17 protein-coding genes and 1 tRNA gene are annotated in these 18,658 nt (G+C 54.6%); 14 read left to right on the forward strand and 4 right to left on the reverse strand.

Annotated features, from left to right (window positions below):
* Nucleotides 1-14: 14 nt before the first annotated feature.
* Nucleotides 15-1,856: a hypothetical protein gene (locus tag KYK14_RS13595; RefSeq protein ID WP_219159530.1), complete on the reverse strand. Its 1,842-nt coding sequence runs from the start codon at nucleotides 1,854-1,856 to the stop codon at nucleotides 15-17.
* Nucleotides 1,857-2,043: 187 nt separating this feature from the next.
* Between KYK14_RS13595 and KYK14_RS22490 the strand changes: the two genes are divergently transcribed.
* From KYK14_RS22490 to KYK14_RS13610, 3 genes are all read left to right on the forward strand, one after another.
* Nucleotides 2,044-2,988 carry a GNAT family N-acetyltransferase gene (locus tag KYK14_RS22490; RefSeq protein ID WP_219159532.1) on the forward strand — a complete coding sequence of 315 codons (945 nt, stop codon included), beginning with the start codon at nucleotides 2,044-2,046 and terminating at the stop codon, nucleotides 2,986-2,988.
* Entirely contained in the window at nucleotides 2,976-3,659 is a 684-nt protein-coding gene (upp, locus tag KYK14_RS13605; RefSeq protein WP_208306866.1) for a uracil phosphoribosyltransferase, read from the forward strand. Before KYK14_RS22490 ends, upp begins: the two co-directional genes overlap by 13 nt.
* A 190-nt stretch (nucleotides 3,660-3,849) precedes the next feature.
* Nucleotides 3,850-4,269, forward strand: coding sequence for a hypothetical protein (locus tag KYK14_RS13610; protein WP_185282380.1), 420 nt, complete (start codon nucleotides 3,850-3,852; stop codon nucleotides 4,267-4,269).
* A 193-nt stretch (nucleotides 4,270-4,462) separates the two neighbouring features.
* Here the strand turns inward: KYK14_RS13610 and KYK14_RS13615 are convergent, their stop codons facing one another.
* On the reverse strand, nucleotides 4,463-5,896 hold the full coding sequence (locus tag KYK14_RS13615; RefSeq protein WP_219159534.1) for a DEAD/DEAH box helicase: 1,434 nt from the start codon (nucleotides 5,894-5,896) through the stop codon (nucleotides 4,463-4,465).
* Between the two features lie 179 nt (nucleotides 5,897-6,075).
* Between KYK14_RS13615 and KYK14_RS13620 the strand changes: the two genes are divergently transcribed.
* The 3 genes from KYK14_RS13620 (at nucleotide 6,076) to KYK14_RS13630 (ending at nucleotide 7,600) form a co-directional block, all read left to right on the forward strand.
* Nucleotides 6,076-6,149 (forward strand) — tRNA-His (locus tag KYK14_RS13620).
* Between the two features lie 110 nt (nucleotides 6,150-6,259).
* A complete protein-coding gene (locus KYK14_RS13625) occupies nucleotides 6,260-7,201 on the forward strand; it encodes a PfkB family carbohydrate kinase (RefSeq protein WP_185282382.1) in 942 nt (313 codons plus the stop codon).
* A 138-nt stretch (nucleotides 7,202-7,339) separates the two neighbouring features.
* Complete coding sequence (locus KYK14_RS13630; protein ID WP_185282383.1) at nucleotides 7,340-7,600, forward strand: hypothetical protein; 261 nt, start codon at nucleotides 7,340-7,342, stop codon at nucleotides 7,598-7,600.
* A gap of 49 nt (nucleotides 7,601-7,649) precedes the next feature.
* Here the strand turns inward: KYK14_RS13630 and KYK14_RS13635 are convergent, their stop codons facing one another.
* On the reverse strand, nucleotides 7,650-8,462 hold the full coding sequence (locus KYK14_RS13635) for a hypothetical protein (protein ID WP_219159536.1): 813 nt from the start codon (nucleotides 8,460-8,462) through the stop codon (nucleotides 7,650-7,652).
* Nucleotides 8,463-8,490: 28 nt separating this feature from the next.
* A complete protein-coding gene (locus KYK14_RS13640) occupies nucleotides 8,491-10,227 on the reverse strand; it encodes a M61 family metallopeptidase (protein WP_219159538.1) in 1,737 nt (578 codons plus the stop codon).
* Nucleotides 10,228-10,439: 212 nt separating this feature from the next.
* Between KYK14_RS13640 and rpmH the strand changes: the two genes are divergently transcribed.
* The 8 genes from rpmH (at nucleotide 10,440) to KYK14_RS13680 (ending at nucleotide 18,328) form a co-directional block, all read left to right on the forward strand.
* Nucleotides 10,440-10,598 (forward strand): 50S ribosomal protein L34, encoded by a 159-nt coding sequence (gene rpmH / locus KYK14_RS13645; RefSeq protein ID WP_092743544.1) that lies wholly within the window; start codon nucleotides 10,440-10,442, stop codon nucleotides 10,596-10,598.
* Between the two features lie 68 nt (nucleotides 10,599-10,666).
* Entirely contained in the window at nucleotides 10,667-11,104 is a 438-nt protein-coding gene (locus KYK14_RS13650; protein WP_219159540.1) for a ribonuclease P protein component, read from the forward strand.
* Nucleotides 11,105-11,141: 37 nt separating this feature from the next.
* Nucleotides 11,142-12,836: a S41 family peptidase gene (locus tag KYK14_RS13655; RefSeq protein WP_219159542.1), complete on the forward strand. Its 1,695-nt coding sequence runs from the start codon at nucleotides 11,142-11,144 to the stop codon at nucleotides 12,834-12,836.
* 168 nt (nucleotides 12,837-13,004) lie between these two features.
* Complete coding sequence (tsaB, locus tag KYK14_RS13660) at nucleotides 13,005-13,700, forward strand: tRNA (adenosine(37)-N6)-threonylcarbamoyltransferase complex dimerization subunit type 1 TsaB (protein ID WP_208306860.1); 696 nt, start codon at nucleotides 13,005-13,007, stop codon at nucleotides 13,698-13,700.
* A 15-nt stretch (nucleotides 13,701-13,715) separates the two neighbouring features.
* A complete protein-coding gene (locus tag KYK14_RS13665) occupies nucleotides 13,716-14,231 on the forward strand; it encodes a DUF2480 family protein (RefSeq protein WP_185282389.1) in 516 nt (171 codons plus the stop codon).
* Between the two features lie 104 nt (nucleotides 14,232-14,335).
* On the forward strand, nucleotides 14,336-15,649 hold the full coding sequence (locus KYK14_RS13670; protein WP_208306859.1) for an APC family permease: 1,314 nt from the start codon (nucleotides 14,336-14,338) through the stop codon (nucleotides 15,647-15,649).
* A gap of 114 nt (nucleotides 15,650-15,763) precedes the next feature.
* Entirely contained in the window at nucleotides 15,764-16,999 is a 1,236-nt protein-coding gene (locus KYK14_RS13675) for a hypothetical protein (RefSeq protein ID WP_219159544.1), read from the forward strand.
* 6 nt (nucleotides 17,000-17,005) lie between these two features.
* Nucleotides 17,006-18,328, forward strand: a complete 1,323-nt coding sequence (locus tag KYK14_RS13680) for a serine hydrolase (protein WP_219159546.1) — start codon at nucleotides 17,006-17,008, stop codon at nucleotides 18,326-18,328.
* Nucleotides 18,329-18,658 lie beyond the last annotated feature (330 nt).

An 18,658-nucleotide genomic window follows, 5' to 3' on the forward strand; every position in this document is an offset into this window, starting at 1 on the left:
CGACCAATCACAAATTAAAACTCGTGTAGCCGTTGCGCAATATTCCAGCGCAGCGACACAGACGTGTAGCTCTCCGTGCCATCGGCTGGAATGGCGAATTGCGAGCTGCGGTGGCGAATAATTTGCTTGGCATCGAGCCAGAGGTTGTGGCGCAGCTGGTAGGTAGCAGTTAAATCGAGGTGCAGAAGCTTGCTGCGGTTGCCGTCGCCTACCTGGTAGCCGTACTCGCGTAGGCTGCCGTCTGGGTTCAGCGGCCGGATATTATAGGGGTAGAGCACGTTGCCGCCGTAGTTATTGGCGGGGCCAATGGTAGGGTAATTCGGCACGGGCGGTAGATCGAGACCTTGCACCGAGTAAAAGGCCTTGCCCACCAGGTTCAGGCGGGGTAGGCGCGGGGGCTGGTAGCTGGCAATGCCGATAAACTCGTAGAGGTTGGCGCCCATGGGGTGCGCCAGCGGCTGGTTGTAGTGCTGGTAGTTGCGGTATTTGTCTTCGTGCTGGTAGGTGTAGGGACGAATGTAGTTGAACTCGCCTTGCAAATCGAAATTGCTGATGCCGGCCACGTCGATATACTTGGCGCCCAGCTGAATGGCCTGCTTGTTGGCCCACCATCCATCACCAGAGCGCACTTGGCTAATCGAAAACTCATCCAGCACCAGTTGTCCGTAGAGTTGGTAACGGTGCTTGATATTCCACTTGAAATCCAAGCCGAGTAGGGAGTTGTCTTCCGAGCCTACCTGCTGCTCCACGCTGCGGTAGAAGATAATTGGATTGAGGTAGCCCAACTCGTAGCCGCCCTTGCCCCGCCCAAACATCACCGACTCAAACACGCCCACGTTGAAGTTCGGCGTTACGTCGAGGCTCAGGTGGTGGAAGGTCATGTACTTCTTCTGATAAACGGTATCAGCATTGGCTTTGTCGGCCGTCATCTGCGTGAACAGGTTCTGGTAGTTGAACTTCCAGATGCGTGTATTCAGCTTCAAAAACAGGTAGGGCGCCGTGTAGTCCGACAAAATCAGCGAGCGGTAACCGTTGCCAATGAAGTTGCGGTCGTGCCCAAACTGGATATTGATGTGCCGGCTGGCCGCATACGTGATATAGCCCCGAGCCGAAAGGAAATCATACTGATTGCCGCCCTCGCCTTTGAAATACTTCCAGTAGCCCTCATGCGGCACAATGTTGTCGCGCTGGATGCGTTCCTGCACGTAGCCAGGCACAGCCATCTGGTTATCGGCCAGGAAGGTATAGAAGCCCAGCTTCTTGTCAATGGTGCCCTCCACCTGAATGCCGCGGGTGTTCACGTAGCGTAACCCATCAATGCGGTTGTCGTGTCCCGCGCTCAAATAGGCTACTGGATTCACACGTAGCGTAAAATCTGGCTTTTCTACGTGGAACAGGTCGCTGGTATTGCGGTAAAAGTGCTTGAGAATAGGTTTCCGGCTGGTGTTTTGTGCCAACAGTTCCACCGTGTAGGGCCAGTTGTCGCGTAGCAGGTAGCGGGCGTTGAAACGGTCGGCGCGAGAAAATGTGCTGACAGCCGTGCTGTCGAGCAGCATTCGCTCGCCTAGGCGAGCGGCACTGGCACGGGTGTAGGGGCGCACGGAGGTGTGCGGGTCGCCCAACGAATCGGCGCCGTACTTGATGGCGTAACGGTCAATGATGCGGTACACATCTTTGTCAAGCGGCACGTAGGTAGTGCCTTGGCCAGTCTGGTGTGGGGGCGCTAGTTTGGGCGCCGACTGGTCATACACCAGCCAGGTAGGACTGGTAGCGCGAGTGGTAGAGTCCGTAGTTTGGGCCAAGGTACTGCCGGCCAGTAGGCTCAACGCAGTCAGCAGAAGTAGACGATGGGTCATAGGGACAGAAGTAGCGGCCACAGCCAGTCAGCGGCAACACAAACCTACGCAGTTCACGGTTGGGGTAGCGTGGGGCGCCGACAAAAAACGGGCCTACTCGGAGCAGGAAAAGCAAGAAGCTTTTTGTTAGGCATTGATGAACACGTAGGTTCGTCGGATAAATTGCGTTACACTGCCGCTTTCCTACGTGCCTCTCCACTACCTACCCTTTTCTTCCCTCAACTTCGAAGCCTGGGATAATTGCGTAGCCGCCGCCCAGCCGCAATTGCCTTATGCCCACACATGGTGGTTGCGCACGGTGGCGGAGCACTGGGATGCTGTGGTAGAGCTCGGGCCATCCGGAGAATACCGCTCCGTACTGCCTTTGCCATACAAACGCCGGCCGTGGGGTAGGGAGCTTTTTCAACCGGCTTTTACCCAACAACTTGGCTTGTTAACAACTGATGCCAGCCAGCATAAAAACGTAGCAGAGTACTTAGTGTTGATAAGTGGTCGATATACGAAGGGTTATCAACAGTTGAATGTGGATAACTCACTGTTTTCCACCAAGTCTGCGTACAAAACGGACCAGCGCGTAACCTACCACTTATCCCTGGTCCCCAACTTTCCTACCCTGCTACAAGCATACGACCTTAGCAGTCAGCGGCGCTTGCGTCAAAACCTGGCGCGTCCGGTGCCATTGGTGGTGCAGGAAGCTACTACCCTTGAGCCCCTTATTACCTTGTTCAAACAAACAAAAGGGAAGGCAGCGTCGCTTTCTGCCCGGCACTATATCCAGCTGCGCCGCTTGGTAGCGGCTGCTCAGCAGCGCGGGCAGGCGCTGCTGTATGAGGTTCGAATGCCGGCGCCGGATGCCGAGCTGCTGGCAGCGGCGCTATTTATCCGGGAGCGGAATACTCTAATCTACCTATTTGCGGCTGCCTCGCCACGCGGGCGCCAACTGTCGGCGCCTACTTTGCTGCTGAGCCATGTGATAGCGCAACACGCGGGCACTCCTAATCTGACGTTGGATTTTGAAGGCAGTGTTATTCCGTCGATTGCACGGTTTTTTGCCAACTTCGGTGCCCAGCCCGTACCTTACACTACTTTCACCCTAACTCTCCGACCCTGGTATTTGCAATGGATGCGCTGAACTCTACCCCTACGCCTTACGCCTCCGAGCGTGTACACATTGTATGTGCCGAGCCCTCCGTGGCCAACCACTTTCTAGCCGAGCTGCGCGACGTAAACAAGCAGCGCGACTCGCTGCGCTTCCGCCGAAACCTGCAACGTCTTGGCGAAATCATTGCCTACCGCATCAGCTCCCAACTGAGCTACACCGATCAGACCATCACCACGCCACTAAGCGAAACAAATGGCAAGCTGCTCCAGGATTTTCCGGTGCTGGCCACGGTGCTGCGTGCTGGTCTGCCATTCCATCAAGGCTTTCTGAATTACTTCGATCAGTCGCCCTCTGCGTTTGCGGCGGCCTACCGCATCGAGGGAACGGCGCAGGTACAAGTGCAGGTAGACTACCTCTCGGCGCCGAGCCTAGATGAGCGCGTACTAATTCTGGTAGATCCTATGTTGGCCTCCGGCAAATCGTTGGTGCAAACGTACCGGGCCATGCTGCGCTTCGGCATGCCCCGGCAGGTGCACATTGCCGCCGTTATTGCCTCTCCCGAGGGAGTTGATTACGTGACCCGCGAAATTCCCGAAGCCACCTTGTGGGTAGCAGCTGTAGATGAAGGTCTAAACGACCAGGCATACATCATACCCGGCCTCGGCGATGCCGGCGACTTATCGTATGGTAGCAAACTGTAGCATTGCTGATCTACAGAACAGCTGCGGCCCAAATTTTGAAAGTTTAATCAGCTCGTTTGAACCTGACTGGCTGCATACCGTTATGATACCGGCTGTGTAAGCGGCCTGTGTTACGTTTCTCATCGCCTGTATTCGTGCTTGCCACGTGCTTCCTGCTCTCCTCAAATACGCTTCTGTTTTCCTGCTCGGAATGGTTAAGTTCGTCGCGGCGCCCATTGCGGGCGTGCTGGCGGGCTTGTCGTGGGCGATGTGCTGGGGCCTGTCGGTAGCAGGCATGATGACCAGCGTACTCCTGATTTCAGGGCTGGGGCGCATGTGGGCATTACATTTACGGGCGCGGCGCACCGCTAAAGGCAAGCCCTTGTTCAGCCGGCGGAGCCGGGGGGTAGTGCGCATCTACAAGCGCTTCGGGATGCCAGGCATTGCTTTCCTCACGCCTATTTTGTTTAGCCCAGTAGGCGGCACTGTCATTGCTACGCAGCTGCATGTGCCGCGCTGGCGCATTATGCTGCATATGTTTTGGAGCGCTCTATTGTGGGGTGCTGCTTTCACAATGGTAGCAACGCGCTTCAGCCATTTAGAAATCTTCCAGCACTTCGCCCCAAAATAGAAGCGGAGAGATAGTGAGATGGTGAACCAAAAAAGACGTCTGTCCTCCTGAGCATTCCGCGCATCAAGCGGCGACGAAGGACCTTATGCCCACAGAACGAGTCGTTGTTACGATAATCGTTCTCACGTGAGAAGGTCCTTCGTCGCCGCTTGATGCGTGGAATGCTCAGGAGGACAGACGTCTTTTTAGATCGTTATTTCCGCCTGCCCCGTGCCCTTGCCTTGGCTGCTTTCACCGCTTTCACGGCGGGTGCCGACGATTTGCCTTTGGATGGGTTCACCTTCCGGCCTTTCTGGCTGCGGTTGGGTCCTTCTACGTATGATTTACCGGTGCGCTTATCGATGGTCACGCCGGGCTTCACCCATTCCTTGCGCTCATGAAACGCCCCCTGAAAGGTAGGGTCTTCGCGCCGACGACGTTCATCTATCTCGCGGTTCATGTTCTGCTGCTCCTCAAAAGGCGTGTCCATCACCTTCACCTCCTCGGGCAGGGGCAGCAGCGGAATGTCCTGCTTGATCAGCTCCTCAATCTGCTCGATGTGGTGCATTTCAGCCTCATTGGCAAAAGTGAGAGCCGCGCCGGTATGCTGCGCCCTACCCGTGCGGCCAATGCGGTGCACGTAGTCGTCGTAATTCAACGGCACGTCAAAGTTTATGACGTGGCTCACGAGCGGCACATCAATACCACGGGCCGCTACGTCGGTGGCTACTAGGAAGCGTGCTTCCCCATTGCGGAATGAATCCATGCTATTGAGGCGCGCGTTCTGGCCTTTGTTGCCGTGGATGGCGCGCACCTGCCCCGGTGCTACCTTGCGTTCCAGAAAGCTGGCCACATTGTCGGCGTGCGTTTTGGTGCGCGTGAAAATCATGACGCGATTGAATGTCTCTTGGTCTTGAAAGAGGTAGTCGAGCAGGTTGATTTTGGTGAGCAGATTGGGTACTTCGTAGAGCACCTGTGTTACGGTTTGGGCCGGCTGGGCGGGCGGCGTCACCTCCACGCGCACCGGAAATTCCAAGAACTCCTCGCTTAGGGTCGTCACCTTGTCGGGCATGGTAGCCGAGAACAGCACGTTCTGGCGCTTGCGCGGAATCACTTCCAGAATACGCCGGATCTGGGGCATGAAACCCATATCCATCATTTTGTCGGCCTCATCAAGCACCAGTGTCTTCAGCTCTTTCAGCACCAAGTCGCCTTTCAGATACAGCTCCAGCAGGCGACCAGGGGTAGCAATTAGAATATCCACGCCCTGGGCAATGGTTTCAATCTGCGTTTTCGGACCCAGCCCGCCGTAAATGGCGAAAATTCGTAGGTCGGTGTACGTGGAAAGCTGCAACAGGTGCTTCTCAATCTGGATGGCTAGCTCGCGGGTAGGGGCCATCACCAAGGCACGCGGGTGGATACCCTGCGCATACTTCACCTTCATTAGAAGCGGCAGGCCAAACGCCGCCGTTTTGCCGGTGCCCGTTTGGGCAATGCCCAGCACATCGTGCCCGGCCAGCAGCAGCGGAATGGTTTGCTCCTGTACGGGGGTAGGATCCGTAAAGCCTGCCTCGGCCACGGCATTCAAGAGTTGCTTATTCAGCTTGAAATCAGCAAAAGAGAGCGGCGTGTGGGGCGTGTCGGACATGGTATTGAAGATAAAGCGAACTACAAAGGTACGCGGAATAGTCGGGCAAGAAGCGGTTGCGCAACGTAACGCTGTGTTCAGAGCAACAAACAGTTAGAAAAAACTTACTTAAAAAATGTTCTCAAGTAATTGAAAATTTCGATCAACCTGCTACTTTTGTGGCATCAATACCCAACACGGTAGATATAGCTCAGCTGGTTAGAGCGTCGGATTGTGATTCCGAAGGTCGTGGGTTCGAGCCCCATTATTTACCCATCGTTTTTGCAGAAAGTCCCCGGAAAAGTATTTTCGGGGACTTTTTTTATGAGTTGCACCGTTGCAGGGGCATCTTTTCGCATGAATCACTTTTAATCCTCTCTGCTTATGAGCCTGGTTGTTATCGGTACGGTGGCTTTCGATGCCTTGGAAACGCCTTTCGGCAAAACCGACAAAATCATTGGTGGTGCTGCCACCTACGCTAGCCTGTCGGCCAGTTACTCGGTGAAGCCCGTGAAACTGGTAGCCGTGGTAGGCGATGATTTTCCGCAATCGGATATTCTGCTGCTCGAAGAGCATGGCGCCGATACCGAAGGCTTACAGATCAAGCAAGGCGAGAAGTCGTTTTTCTGGTCGGGCAAGTACTCGACTGACCTCAACTCGCGCGAGACGCTGGCGACGGAGTTGAACGTGCTGGCCGATTTCGACCCCGTCCTACCCGATTCCTACCAGGATTGCAAGTACCTGATGCTGGGCAACCTGACGCCCCAGATTCAGCGCCTCGTCATTCAGCGCCTCGTGAATCGGCCCAAGCTGATTGTGATGGATACCATGAACTTCTGGATGGACGTGGCCCTGGAAGAGCTGAAAACGACCATTGAAATGGTGGACGTGCTCAGCATCAACGACGAGGAAGCCCGCCAGCTTTCCGGCGAGTACTCGCTGGTGAAAGCCGCTAAAGTGATTATGGCAATGGGCCCTAAGACCCTGATTATCAAAAAAGGTGAGCACGGCGCCTTGCTGTTTTGCAAGAAGGGCAACAAAGCGCAGATGTTCTACGCCCCAGCTCTACCTCTGGAGGAAGTATTCGACCCCACCGGCGCCGGCGACACTTTTGCGGGCGGCTTCATCGGCTACCTCGCCGCTACCGACGACATCAGCTTCGATAACATGAAGCGCGCCGTAATTCACGGCTCGGCTATGGCGTCGTTCTGCGTAGAGAAGTTTGGCACAGAGCGCTTGTTAAACCTGACGCAGGAGGAAATTGAAACTCGCGAGCAAATGTTTGCCGATCTGGTGAATGTTCCTACCCTGTCGGTAGCCGAATAGTCACTTACTCGCTCATTATACGAAAGGCCGGAGCTGCTTTGTGCAGTTCCAGCCTTTTTAGTATCCCAACTTTTCGGCAACTCTTTCCTCGTGCAAGGGGTAGAAGATAGGAGTAATCCACCCTAAAGCATTACGACGATGAAAAAGAACGAAATAGCCGCTTCCGAGCTGGCCGAAACCGATAAGACCAACATCGACCCGCGCCCTAATACCAACAGCACCAGCACGCAGGTGCAGAATTTGGATAATACGTACGTGTCGCAGCAGGGCAATACTACGGATGGCAAAGCTACCACGGACCCCAAAAACACAACGCCCATCCGTAGCAATCCGCAGAACAACAAACCTATGTCGGTAGACGGCAACAGCAAAGCCGGCCGGGGTAGCGACAAAAGCTAGATAGCTCCTGAAACCATAAAAAAAGCTCCGTTTAGCGACGGAGCTTTTTTTATGGTATGATGGTAAGACGCACCATGCGGGTTTCTACATCGCCCTTTTCGAGATAATCTTGTTCAAAAAGAATCGTGCGGTTGTCGAGCCAGCGTGGGCCGGATACGCCCCATTCCACCTGCCGCTCCCAGAGCTTGCGCAAGCGCAGGCCATCGGCGGCCCATAATTGTAGGCCGCTGGGGTCGTAGTGAGCCAGCACATCGGAGTTGCCACACACAAAGTGCAGCCCATCGGGCGAAATAGCAGGTGGGCTCCATACCTCCGTGCGGCGGCCCGTGCGCTGGTCTACTAGCAGAAAGTAGCCGCCTTCGTAGAGGTGCACCGAAATGAGCCACTGATGAATAGCCGGAATAGCATCTACATACTCGTAGGCGATGTTATCCTCGCTTTCCACCGGGTTGTCTACGAAGCGCACAGGCGGGGCAGCGCTGGGGCGCAGCCACAACGTGCGGCCTACGCGCTGGGCCGTGCGGCCAGTTGTGCGCAGGCGGGCGCGCTCTTCGGCGGTCAGGTCCAGTTCTTCATCGGCAGCCGAGGGGGTAGGGCGCAACCAGGCGGGGGTAGGCAGGCTTTCGTAGGTAGGGTGCGGGGCAGGGTAGAGGGTGAGTACACGGCCAGCCGGCAGAATAAGGGTATCGAGATGCGCCCGTTTGTAGATGGTAGGCTGGCGCAGAATAGGGCGGACATATGTGCCCGAAGTGGGGAGTGGCAATGGCGCAGCCGGATGCCCCCGCTCCTGGCGCGGCATAAGGGTGCAGGCAGTGCTCAACAGAAACGGCCCTACTAATAAAAAGGCCCGCAGCCGATTCATGGTACTACTCAATTCAGCTCAACGGACGTTAAAATTCCTGTTTCAGCCACTGCCGAAAGCTGGAGCGCTGCTCAGCCGTTGCATCAGGCAATTTCTCGACCATTCTTTTTGCCCAGTACAATTCGGTGCCGTCTGCCATTAGCATAACCGTGCGCAACTGGTTTTGCCGGAACACTGCCAGTTCGTAACGCCCAGTGCCGGTGCTCAGCAGCGTTTGCAGATTCTGCGTTACCCGTCGGCCATTCACCGCTACTATTTCATCCTCTAGAGCCAAAGCGTCGGCCGCTGGCGTGCCGGGTAGAATATCGGTGACTTCTGTGCGTTCGTTCCGGACCGCTGCCCTAAAACCAAATCTGCCTTCGGAAACGGAGCCGTTTTCAACCGTGCGCAGCGTGCAGCCCACAAAGCGTAGGGCTTTGTTCAGAGACTCTTCCAGCGGCGCTGTGCCGTACACAAACTTGTCGAAATAGGTCTGCATGTCGCGGCCGGCTACCTCGCGCACTACCTGCTGGTAGTCCTCCTCGGTGTAGCCCACCCCAGTTTTGCCGAAATCTTCATAGAGGCGCCGCATCACATCGTCGAGGCTTCGTTGGTGCTGGCTGAGCTGTCGTAGGGTAAGATCGAGCAGCAACGCCACCAGCGCACCCTTATGGTACACCGACACCTTGCGGTCGGGCGCGCCGGGTTTGTAGCCATCCAGCCATAGGTCCATCGAGGCATCGGCCAACGACAGGTTCTGGTGACCGTAATTGTCGAAGTGCTTGTGCAGCACGCCGTTTAGCTCCGTGAAGTATTGCGCCGCCGAAAATATGCCGGACCGGGCCAGCAGGTAGTCGCCGTAATACGTGGTTACGCCCTCGGCAATGTAGCAGGTGCGGAAGTAGTTTTCCTTGGTAAAATCGTAGGGCTGCATCTCGGCCGGCCGGATGCTCTTCACGTTCCAGGTATGGAATAGCTCGTGGCAGCTCACGCCCAACAACTCCTTATACAAGCCGTGCGTCATCAGCAGCTCCGCCGGTCCCAGCGTAATCACCGTAGAGTTGTGATGCTCTACTCCGTGGTAGTGCTTGTAGGGTAAGATCTGGTTGAGGAAGTGATAATCACTCACCGGAAAATCACCACCAAATACGGCTAGATTTTCCTCTGTGAGAGCTCCGAAATCCTTGATGATTTGCGGCCAGTCGGGCACGCACGCTCCCTGTATCCAGATGTGAAAGGGGATACCCTGCACTTCGTAAGTGCGTTGCAGCAGGGTAGGACTGGCGATAAGTGGCGCATCCACTAGCTGGTCAAACGATGTGGCAGCCAACGTATTGGGGGCACTCTGGGGTAGGCCGCAGGCAATATGCCAGGCGTCGGGTAGGGCCAGCTGCAACTGGCAGGGCTCCTGCTGCCGCCCCTCGGCGTAGAGTAGTGTCTGCACCGGGTTCAGGTAGAGCTGACTTTCATCAAGCCAGGAGCCGCCGGCATCCATTTGGTGAGCGTAGAAGTTGTAGCGCACGCGCACCGTACGGCCCGCCGTGTTGGCTACCGTCCAACGGTCCTTAGTGATTTTGCGGTAGGGTAGGGCCTCGCCCGATTGCGCATCTTCCACTTCTACGCGCTGGAGTTTCTGAGCGAAGTTTTGCAGCTCGTAGCGGCCCGGCCGCCAGGCTGGCAGCTGCAATTCCAGCGGCTGGGCCGCATTTGCGGGCACTTCCAGGGTGAGTTGCACCTGGATGTAGGACGTCAGCGGATTTTCAAAGGAAAGGTAGTAGTGAATCATGCAGGCAGCCCCACGCGGTAAAGAGCGGAATATGGTCGTAAAACTACGCTTATCCGTAGGAAATAGCAGGATAAGTAGTTGGGTAAATTCTACGAATTTTAGCAACGAAAAGGCGACGATTTGGTAGAAAAAGCAGTTGAGCATTGCCTTTTACAAAAAGGCCTTGTACCTTTGCCGGCCTTACAACTGTCATTGAGTCACTTACCCATATCATGAAACGTACTTTTCAGCCTTCGCAGCGCAAGCGTCGTAACAAGCACGGTTTCCGCTCGCGCATGGAAACCGTTAATGGCCGCAACGTTATTGCTCGCCGCCGTGCCAAAGGCCGCAAGCGCCTGACCGTATCCGACGAAGGTCGTCATAAGCGCTAGGTTTCGATTTAGCTGTTAGTCCATTGGCTGATAGCTGTTAGCTTGCTCATCCCGCGAACACTAGCCCCGTGAACGAGCTAACAGCCAATAGCCACCAGCCAGCAGCTAAAAAATACAGTTTTCCGAAAGAAGAACATCTGTGCCGCAAAAAGCTCATTGAAGAGCTTTTCGGCCGGGGTTCTTCTTTCGGTTTATATCCCCTGCGGCTCGTGTGGTTGCCTGCCACCGCGTCTACTACTGCACCGCCGCAAGTGCTCGTGAGCGTGAGTAAACGTAGCTTCAAGCGTGCCGTAGACCGTAACTATCTCAAGCGCCTGTTGCGCGAGGCTTATCGGCTGAATAAATATCGTCTCTTGGAGGCCGATGGCGGCCATCCAGTAGATCGGCTGGCAATTATCTATACTGGCAAAGAAAAAAAGCCTTTCGCGCTGGTTGAAAAAAAATTAATTTCAGGGCTAGAGCGTTTTCTGAGCGACGCGCGCCCGACTGCCGCACCGGTAGGGTAGGGCACGCAGGTCTTTTACCTTCGCTGTTACCTACCCTATGCGCAAACGATATATTGCGGGCCTAGCCCTGAGCGGTGCCCTATCGCTGGTTGCTTTTCGTGCCCCAGACAATGAGCGCTACTTCGAGATAGCCAAGAACCTAGACATCTTCGCCACGTTGTTCAAGGAGGTAAACACCTACTACGTGGACGAGATTACGCCCTCGAAAGTGGTGAAAACGGGTATCGACGCCATGCTCAAGTCGTTGGACCCGTACACCAATTATATTCCGGAGGATGATATCGAGGACTTCCGGACGATGGTGAGCGGGCAGTATGGCGGCATTGGAGCCATTGTGGCGAAGCGCAACGGCAAAACCGTGGTGCAGGCTGCATACGAGGGCTACCCGGCTCAGAAAGCTGGCCTCCTACCCGGTGACGAAATCCTGACTATTAACGGCGTGAACGTCGATAAAAAGTCAAATGCTGATATAAGCAAGCTGCTGAAAGGTCAGGCGCAATCAATAGTGAAGCTGATAGTGACGCGTTACGGGCAGGAGCAGCCTGCCGAAATCAGCATCACCCGCGACCGGATTCAGGTGGAGAACGTGCCGTATTATGGTATGATTTCCAATGATATCGGTTACTTCCAGCTTTCTGGCTTCACCGTGGATGCCAGCCGCGAGGTGCGCACAGCCGTGACCAAGCTCAAGGAAATGGGCGCCAAGAAAATCGTGTTTGATATTCGCGACAACCCCGGTGGCCTGCTTAATGAAGCGGTGAACATCTCGAACCTGTTCGTGGACCGCGGCCTCGATATCGTGAGCACCAAAGGCAAGGTGACCGACTGGAACAAAACCTACAAAGCGCTGGACCAGCCGCTCGATACGCAAATTCCGATTGTAGTCATCACGAGCAACCGTTCGGCTTCGGCTTCGGAAATTGTATCAGGTACGTTGCAGGACTACGACCGTGCCGTGCTGGTTGGGGAGCGCACGTTTGGCAAAGGGCTGGTGCAAGCCACACGGCCGCTCAGCTACAACTCGCAGCTGAAAGTGACGACGGCCAAATACTACATTCCCAGCGGCCGTTGCATTCAGGAAATCGACTACTCGCACCGCGCCGATGATGGTACGCTGGGCAAGGTGCCCGATTCGTTGCGCACGGCGTTCAAAACCCAGGCCGGCCGCGTGGTGTACGACGGCGGTGGCGTAGCCCCCGACGTGGCTGTGGAGGAAAAACCCCTCGCCGACATTTCGCGGGTGCTGATTCAGAAAGGCTACCTCTTTGACTACGCCACGCGCTACCGCTCCGAACACCCGACCATTGCTGCGGCCCGGCAATTCAAAATTTCGGAGGCCGACTACCAGAAGTTTGTGCAGTACGTGTCAGGCAAGGATATCAATTATTCTACCGACATGGAGAAAAGCCTAGCTACCCTCACTAAGCAAGCCAAGGCCGAGAAGCACTACGAGGATATAAAAGCTGAGCTGGAAGGTATGCGCAAGAAGGTATCCACCAACAAAGCCAATGATTTAGTACGCTTCAAGCCCGAAATCAAGGAGATGTTGGAGCAGGAAATCGTGTCGCGCTACTACTTCCAGAAAGGTCAGATTGAAGCCACCTTCGACGACGACCCCGATATTCTGATGGCAATGAACGTCCTCAACGACCAGCCCCGCTACCAGGCCTTGCTGAAACCCGGCACCCCGGAAAGCAAAACCCGTCCCGACGCCAAGAAAAGCGGAAAGTAGGTCGATAATAGAAACGAGTAGCCCCGCCACTTGCCAATGATGCAGGTAGCGGGGCTACTTGTTTATAAGCGTTTGCTTGAGGTAATAGAAAGGCAACTCTAGCCTGCGGCTAAACCAACTTGGTTCTGAGTAGCACAACCAACCCGGCCATCTCCCTACCTTTGCACTATGTCTGCGCTTATTCTCTCCCTCGAAACCTCTTCGCCTATTTGTTCTGTGGCCCTGCACCGTGCTGGTGAGCTGGTAGGCCAGTCGGAACTTCGACTGGAGAAGTCGCACTCCTCGCACGTAAGCGTCCTGACCCATCAGCTTCTTGAAAACACCGGCCACTCCTTGCGCGACCTCGCCGCCGTGGCTGTTTCCGATGGTCCTGGTTCTTATACTGGCTTACGTATTGGGGCAGCTGCCGCCAAAGGACTGTGCTTTGCGTTGGATATCCCCTTGCTGGCCGTAAGTACCTTGCAAGCCTTGGCCGTGCAGGTGGCCGCTACCACGGCACAGCCCGAGCGTTACTTGTTCTGCCCCATGCTGGATGCCCGTCGTATGGAAGTATACACGGCCCTCTACACCCACGCGGCCGAAACGGTGCTGGCGCCTACCCCCCTCATCTTGGATGAGCATAGTTTTGCCGAACAATTAGCCCACCACCGGTTGTTATGTTTTGGTAGCGGGGCCAATAAATTCCAACCTCTAGTAGCTGCCAGCCCTCAAGTGCGGTTTCTGACCGGCGTGCAGCCGTCGGCTATTGCGGTGGGGGCGCTGGCATACGAGGCTTACCAGCGGCAGGAATTTCGGGACGTAGCCTACTACGAGCCGTTTTATCTCAAAGAAGTTTATACCACAACGCCCAAACCCAGAGTGTAGCTCTGACGCACTAGCATGGAAGAAATCATTAACCGCGTGGCCCAGAGTGGCTTGGTTACCTTCAATCTGGAAGAGTTGCTGCACCCCGGCGAGCGGGTGGTCTACGATATCAAAGACAACCTGTTCCACGGTCTGATACTGCGCGAGAAAGACTTTCGCGAGTTCGTCAAGAACCACGACTGGTCGCAGTTTGATGGAAAGAACGTGGCCATTATTTGCTCTGCCGATGCCATTGTGCCTACCTGGGCTTATATGGTGCTGGCCGCGAAACTGCAAGGCCACGCCCACCGCTACGTGTTCGGTGACCTGGCTGCGCTGGAACAGTCACTTTTTCAGGAAGCTATTGCCGCCGTCAACCCCGAGGACTACCGCGACGCCAAGCTGGTAATTAAAGGCTGCGGCGAAAAAGAAGTGCCTACCTATGCCTATGTGGCCATTATGCAGCGACTGTTGCCGGTGGCCAGCAGCATTATGTACGGCGAGCCGTGCAGCACTGTGCCTCTCTACAAGCGTCCGAAAGTGGTGGCTTAAGTCACAGCGTCTGCCTTTCACTGCGCCTACTCCTACAAGCCCGCCTGTCTTGCCCGACAGCGCGGGCTTTTTAATTCTGCATCTTTAGGTTGAATATTCTACTAATGACTTCTCCCGTATCCACCTACAAAATCAACTTCACTACCGGTGTCGCCATTGTGGTAGCCAATATGGTAGGCACGGGCGTTTTCACGAGTCTGGGATTTCAGGTGGTAGACATCCAGAGCGGCTTCGTGCTTTTGGCGCTGTGGGCCGTGGGCGGGTTGATTGCGCTGTGTGGGGCACTGAGCTACGGCGAGTTAGCTGCCGCCCTACCCCGCTCGGGTGGCGAGTATCACTATTTATCCCAGATCTACCATCCGGTCGTGGGGTTTCTGTCGGGATGGGTGTCGGCTACGGTAGGCTTTGCGGCACCTACTGCCTTGGCTGCTATGGCCTTGGGCAGCTATGCCGCCAATGTATGGCCTGGTATAGAGCCCAAGGTGTTGTCCATCATGGTTGTGTTGCTGCTTACGGCGGTGCATGCTACTAGCACGCGGGCGGGCAGTCGGTTGCAAGTTTTCGTAACGGTGGTGAAGGTAATGGTGCTCGTAGCCTTCATTGGAGTAGGGGTAGCGGTGGCAGTGCCGCAGCCCATCCGCTTCATTCCGCAGCCCGGCGACTGGCATCTACTGCTGAGTCCGGCATTTGCCGTGTCGCTTATCTATGTGTCGTACGCTTATTCTGGCTGGAACGCTGCCGTATATTTGGCCGGGGAGGTAGCAGAACCACAACGCAACCTGCCCCGCATCTTGCTGACGGGCACTAGCATCGTGCTACTCTTATATATAGGACTGAATTTCGTGTTTCTCTACGCCGCGCCACTCACCAAGCTGAAAGGGCAGGTAGAGGTAGGCTTCGTAGTAGCCAACCAACTTTTCGGTTCCACTGGTGGCCGGTTTATGGGAGGCTTGATTGCCGTGTTGCTGATTTCCACCATCAGCTCCATGATTTTTGCCGGACCGCGCATTGTGCAGGTAATGGGAGAGGATTTGTCGGGGCTGCGTAGCCTGGCAGTAGTAAGCAACGCTGGCGTGCCGGTGCGGGCTATGCTGCTGCAAACGGGACTTACCTTATTGTTCATTCTGGCATCCAGCTTCCAACAGGTATTGGTCTATGCCGGATTCGTGCTCAACCTATTTACGTTCCTCACGGTACTAGGGCTATTTGTGCTGCGCTGGCGACAGCCACATCTGCCACGACCGTACCGAGCCTGGGGCTACCCCTTCACGCCGCTACTCTTTCTACTCCTCAGCGGCTGGACGCTATTCTACTTGCTGCGCGACCAACCAACCGAGTCGCTCTATGGCCTCCTAACGCTCCTAGGCGGAGTAGGGATATATTTCCTCAGCCGTCGTCAGTCTACAACGACTGTTTGATGAGTAAAACTGCTAACTACTAAGTAACGCAAGCAACATCTATAATTCGCCTACTTAAAGTCAGTCGAGGCGAATAACTTGCCTGTTATTAGTATAGCCAGAGTTTCGTTTCCTATGCAATACTCCATGCGTATTCGCTTCCTTCGCTTCATAACGCCCTTTTGCTTTTTAGTAACAGCAGCGTGTTCCGAACAAAAAACTTCTACCCCTGAGCAACCAGCGACACCCACTGTTGCCGCGCCGCCTCCCGTCTCCGATACGGTTGCCGCTGCTCCTACCCCGCCACCGGCCACCGATACTACCTCTGTGCAAAACGTGGCGGCCTACCTCGCTGGTCAGCGCGTTAGCCGGAATAGCGACCTATACCCCCTCACGGTTCAACCGGCTTGGCAGGCATTTGCAGCCAACCAAGCGCAAAGCTGGGCCAGGTATCATCAAACCCGAACCGAAAAGATTCAGCAATGGGCAGCCACTGAGCTAGATTCCATTCGTCAACATAGCGCCACTATTTTCTACCCATTCAGCGGCCCCGATCTGCTCAACGTCGTCACGGTGTTTCCCAGCAGCCAGAAATACGTGTTGATAGGCTTGGAACCAGTTGGCACCGTACCTGCACGCGCTACCCTCGAAAATCCCACGCTGTTTCCAGCCATTAAAGCCTCGCTCTGGTCTGTGCTGAACTTCAGCTTCTTCCGGACTAACGATATGGCTGTTAATCTGAAATCAGTGGAATTGGATGGCGCCTTACCGTTGCTGTTACTCTTTGCTACGCGCACTGGACATCTTGTAGAGCAAGTGCGCTATGTGCAGCTCGATACTCAAGGGCAGCTGACAGAAGCAGATACGGCCACCATTCATCACCCTGGCCCCAAAATTATTCCCGGCGTCGAGTTGACAATGCGCAATAAAACGGGGCAGGAACAGCAAGTCTACTACTTCTCAGCTGATCTTAGCGACTGGAAGCTAGGGACTACTAAAGCCGCGGCGCTACAATACGTGCGCAGCCTCGGGCCGTTGACCACCTATGTAAAATCGGCTACCTACCTCATGCACAAAGCCTACTTCAGCAAAGTGCGCAACCTGATCTTGACGCGCAGCAACGTTGTGCTGCAAGACGACTCAGGTATTGCCATGAAATATTTCCGCCCCGCGGAGTGGCAGTTCACCTACTACGGCACCTATAAGCGCCCCATCAATCTATTTGCACGGCATTATCAACCCGAGTTGACGGCGGCCTATACCGATTCGTTGCATGCCCCGCGCCCGCTGCCCTTTGGAACCGGCTACAATTGGCGGCAAAACGATTCCAACTTGCTATTGGCCCGGCGGCATACCGCCGTCACAGAATAACTTCGAATGAATACGATCAACAACATTGCACTACATAGCAGTTGCGTCTGCTTACTGATGGTTCTGTTGATCGTCAGCGGCTCTGAGGGTAGGGTAGGGGCTAAGCCAATACAAATTGCTCCGTCATCCACCCGTTCATCGTCTGCCGATAGTCCTTTGCTGGATAGTCTGCTACGCACCAACCCGCTGTTGCAGCCTGTGCTCCAACACGCCAGTACGTATGAGGTACAGATATTATATACCCAAATTGACCGCGACAGTCAAAATCAGCCCCATTTCACACAGCATACTTTTCGTCTAAACGACAAGCAGTATTTCAATCCTGCCAGCCTAGTAAAGCTACCAACCGCTGCGCTGGCCCTCGAAAAGATCAACCGCCTACACCAACCGGGCCTCACGCGCCGCAGCCCAATGGCAACTGGCGTAGCCTACCGTTGCCAAACAGCAGCCCCCTACCACCCCTCCGCCGACTCTGACCAGGTAAACACAGTAGGCAATTATATAAAGCGCATGCTGTTGGTCAGCGATAACAAAGCTTATAATCGGCTCTATGAATTTATAGGACAGCAACAGCTTAATGAGCGACTCTGGCAATTGGGCTACCCATCTGTCCGCATCACCCGCCGTTTTGCCCCGTGCGATACGGCCGCTAACCGTCACACCAATCCTATTGATTTTTACAGCGCGGCCACGAATCAGATCATCTATCATCAACCAGCCGCTGCAAATCCTCTTTCCTATTCCTCTCCACTAGGGCGTATCAACAAAGGTCGAGCGTATCGGAGTGGCGGCCGTCTCATCCAGCATCCCTACGATTTCACCACTGCCAATTACTTATCCTTACAAGATGCCACTACCATACTGAAGACTGTTCTATTCCCTGAAGCGATGCCCGCACCCCAACGCTTCATGCTAACGCCCAATGATTACGCGTTTCTTCGACACTATCTATATAGTACCCCCCACGGTTCTCGCTACAAACCATACGCGGCTTCTGGGTTTTTCGACTCTTATAAGAAGTATCTTTTCTATGGCCGCCGAGGAAGTATTCCTAGCCAATCTAGTCTGCGCATCTACAATGTAGTAGGCATGTCACACGGGTATCTCGCCGATGTCGCCTACTTTATAGATACAACACAGCAAACCGAGTTTATGCTCAGCGCTATCCTATATGTAAACAAAAATGGCGTTTTAAACGACGGTACGTACGAATATGCCTCTATTGGTTTGCCTTTCTTACAACAGTTAGGTCAAACAATTTACTCATACGATACGCAACGCCCTCGCTTGTTTAAGCCTGTTTTCACTAATTTCTTCAAGGGTAATTGAAAAAACAGAAGCATGATGAACTATTGAGGTATAGTAATGAGTTACTAATCAGCGCGATGAAACCAATCATAGTTCTTACATTGAAAAAAGTGTAGGCTAGTATTTGGAAAGTTGCGGAGCAAGCCGCACTTTTGCACTCCCAAACCGAAACGCGGTGCGGTTGAATCAAGCAGCAGGTCTCTTGGCCTATGGCGAAGAGCGGTCCAGGTAAAAAAAAAGTTTTTGCTGGATGCTTGCAATTTCAAGCAAGCTGCTTACTTTTGCACCCCGCTTCCACCGGAAGCAGCTGCTACGAGGACACTGAAAAAAAAGTTGTCTTTAGTAGTTGGA

This window comes from Hymenobacter profundi, assembly GCF_019334315.1.
Classification (GTDB): domain Bacteria; phylum Bacteroidota; class Bacteroidia; order Cytophagales; family Hymenobacteraceae; genus Hymenobacter; species Hymenobacter profundi.

Coding starts and splice junctions, on each gene's coding strand:
- KYK14_RS13595 (WP_219159530.1), bottom strand. CDS start 1,856: ATGACCCATCGTCTACTTCTGCTGACTGCGTTGAGCCTACTGGCCGGC.
- KYK14_RS13675 (WP_219159544.1), top strand. CDS start 15,764: ATGCAATACTCCATGCGTATTCGCTTCCTTCGCTTCATAACGCCCTTT.
- KYK14_RS13635 (WP_219159536.1), bottom strand. CDS start 8,462: ATGAATCGGCTGCGGGCCTTTTTATTAGTAGGGCCGTTTCTGTTGAGC.
- KYK14_RS13665 (WP_185282389.1), top strand. CDS start 13,716: ATGGAAGAAATCATTAACCGCGTGGCCCAGAGTGGCTTGGTTACCTTC.
- KYK14_RS13615 (WP_219159534.1), bottom strand. CDS start 5,896: ATGTCCGACACGCCCCACACGCCGCTCTCTTTTGCTGATTTCAAGCTG.
- KYK14_RS13655 (WP_219159542.1), top strand. CDS start 11,142: ATGCGCAAACGATATATTGCGGGCCTAGCCCTGAGCGGTGCCCTATCG.
- rpmH (WP_092743544.1), top strand. CDS start 10,440: ATGAAACGTACTTTTCAGCCTTCGCAGCGCAAGCGTCGTAACAAGCAC.
- KYK14_RS13640 (WP_219159538.1), bottom strand. CDS start 10,227: ATGATTCACTACTACCTTTCCTTTGAAAATCCGCTGACGTCCTACATC.
- KYK14_RS13680 (WP_219159546.1), top strand. CDS start 17,006: ATGAATACGATCAACAACATTGCACTACATAGCAGTTGCGTCTGCTTA.
- KYK14_RS13670 (WP_208306859.1), top strand. CDS start 14,336: ATGACTTCTCCCGTATCCACCTACAAAATCAACTTCACTACCGGTGTC.
- upp (WP_208306866.1), top strand. CDS start 2,976: ATGGATGCGCTGAACTCTACCCCTACGCCTTACGCCTCCGAGCGTGTA.
- KYK14_RS13630 (WP_185282383.1), top strand. CDS start 7,340: ATGAAAAAGAACGAAATAGCCGCTTCCGAGCTGGCCGAAACCGATAAG.
- tsaB (WP_208306860.1), top strand. CDS start 13,005: ATGTCTGCGCTTATTCTCTCCCTCGAAACCTCTTCGCCTATTTGTTCT.
- KYK14_RS13610 (WP_185282380.1), top strand. CDS start 3,850: ATGGTTAAGTTCGTCGCGGCGCCCATTGCGGGCGTGCTGGCGGGCTTG.
- KYK14_RS13625 (WP_185282382.1), top strand. CDS start 6,260: ATGAGCCTGGTTGTTATCGGTACGGTGGCTTTCGATGCCTTGGAAACG.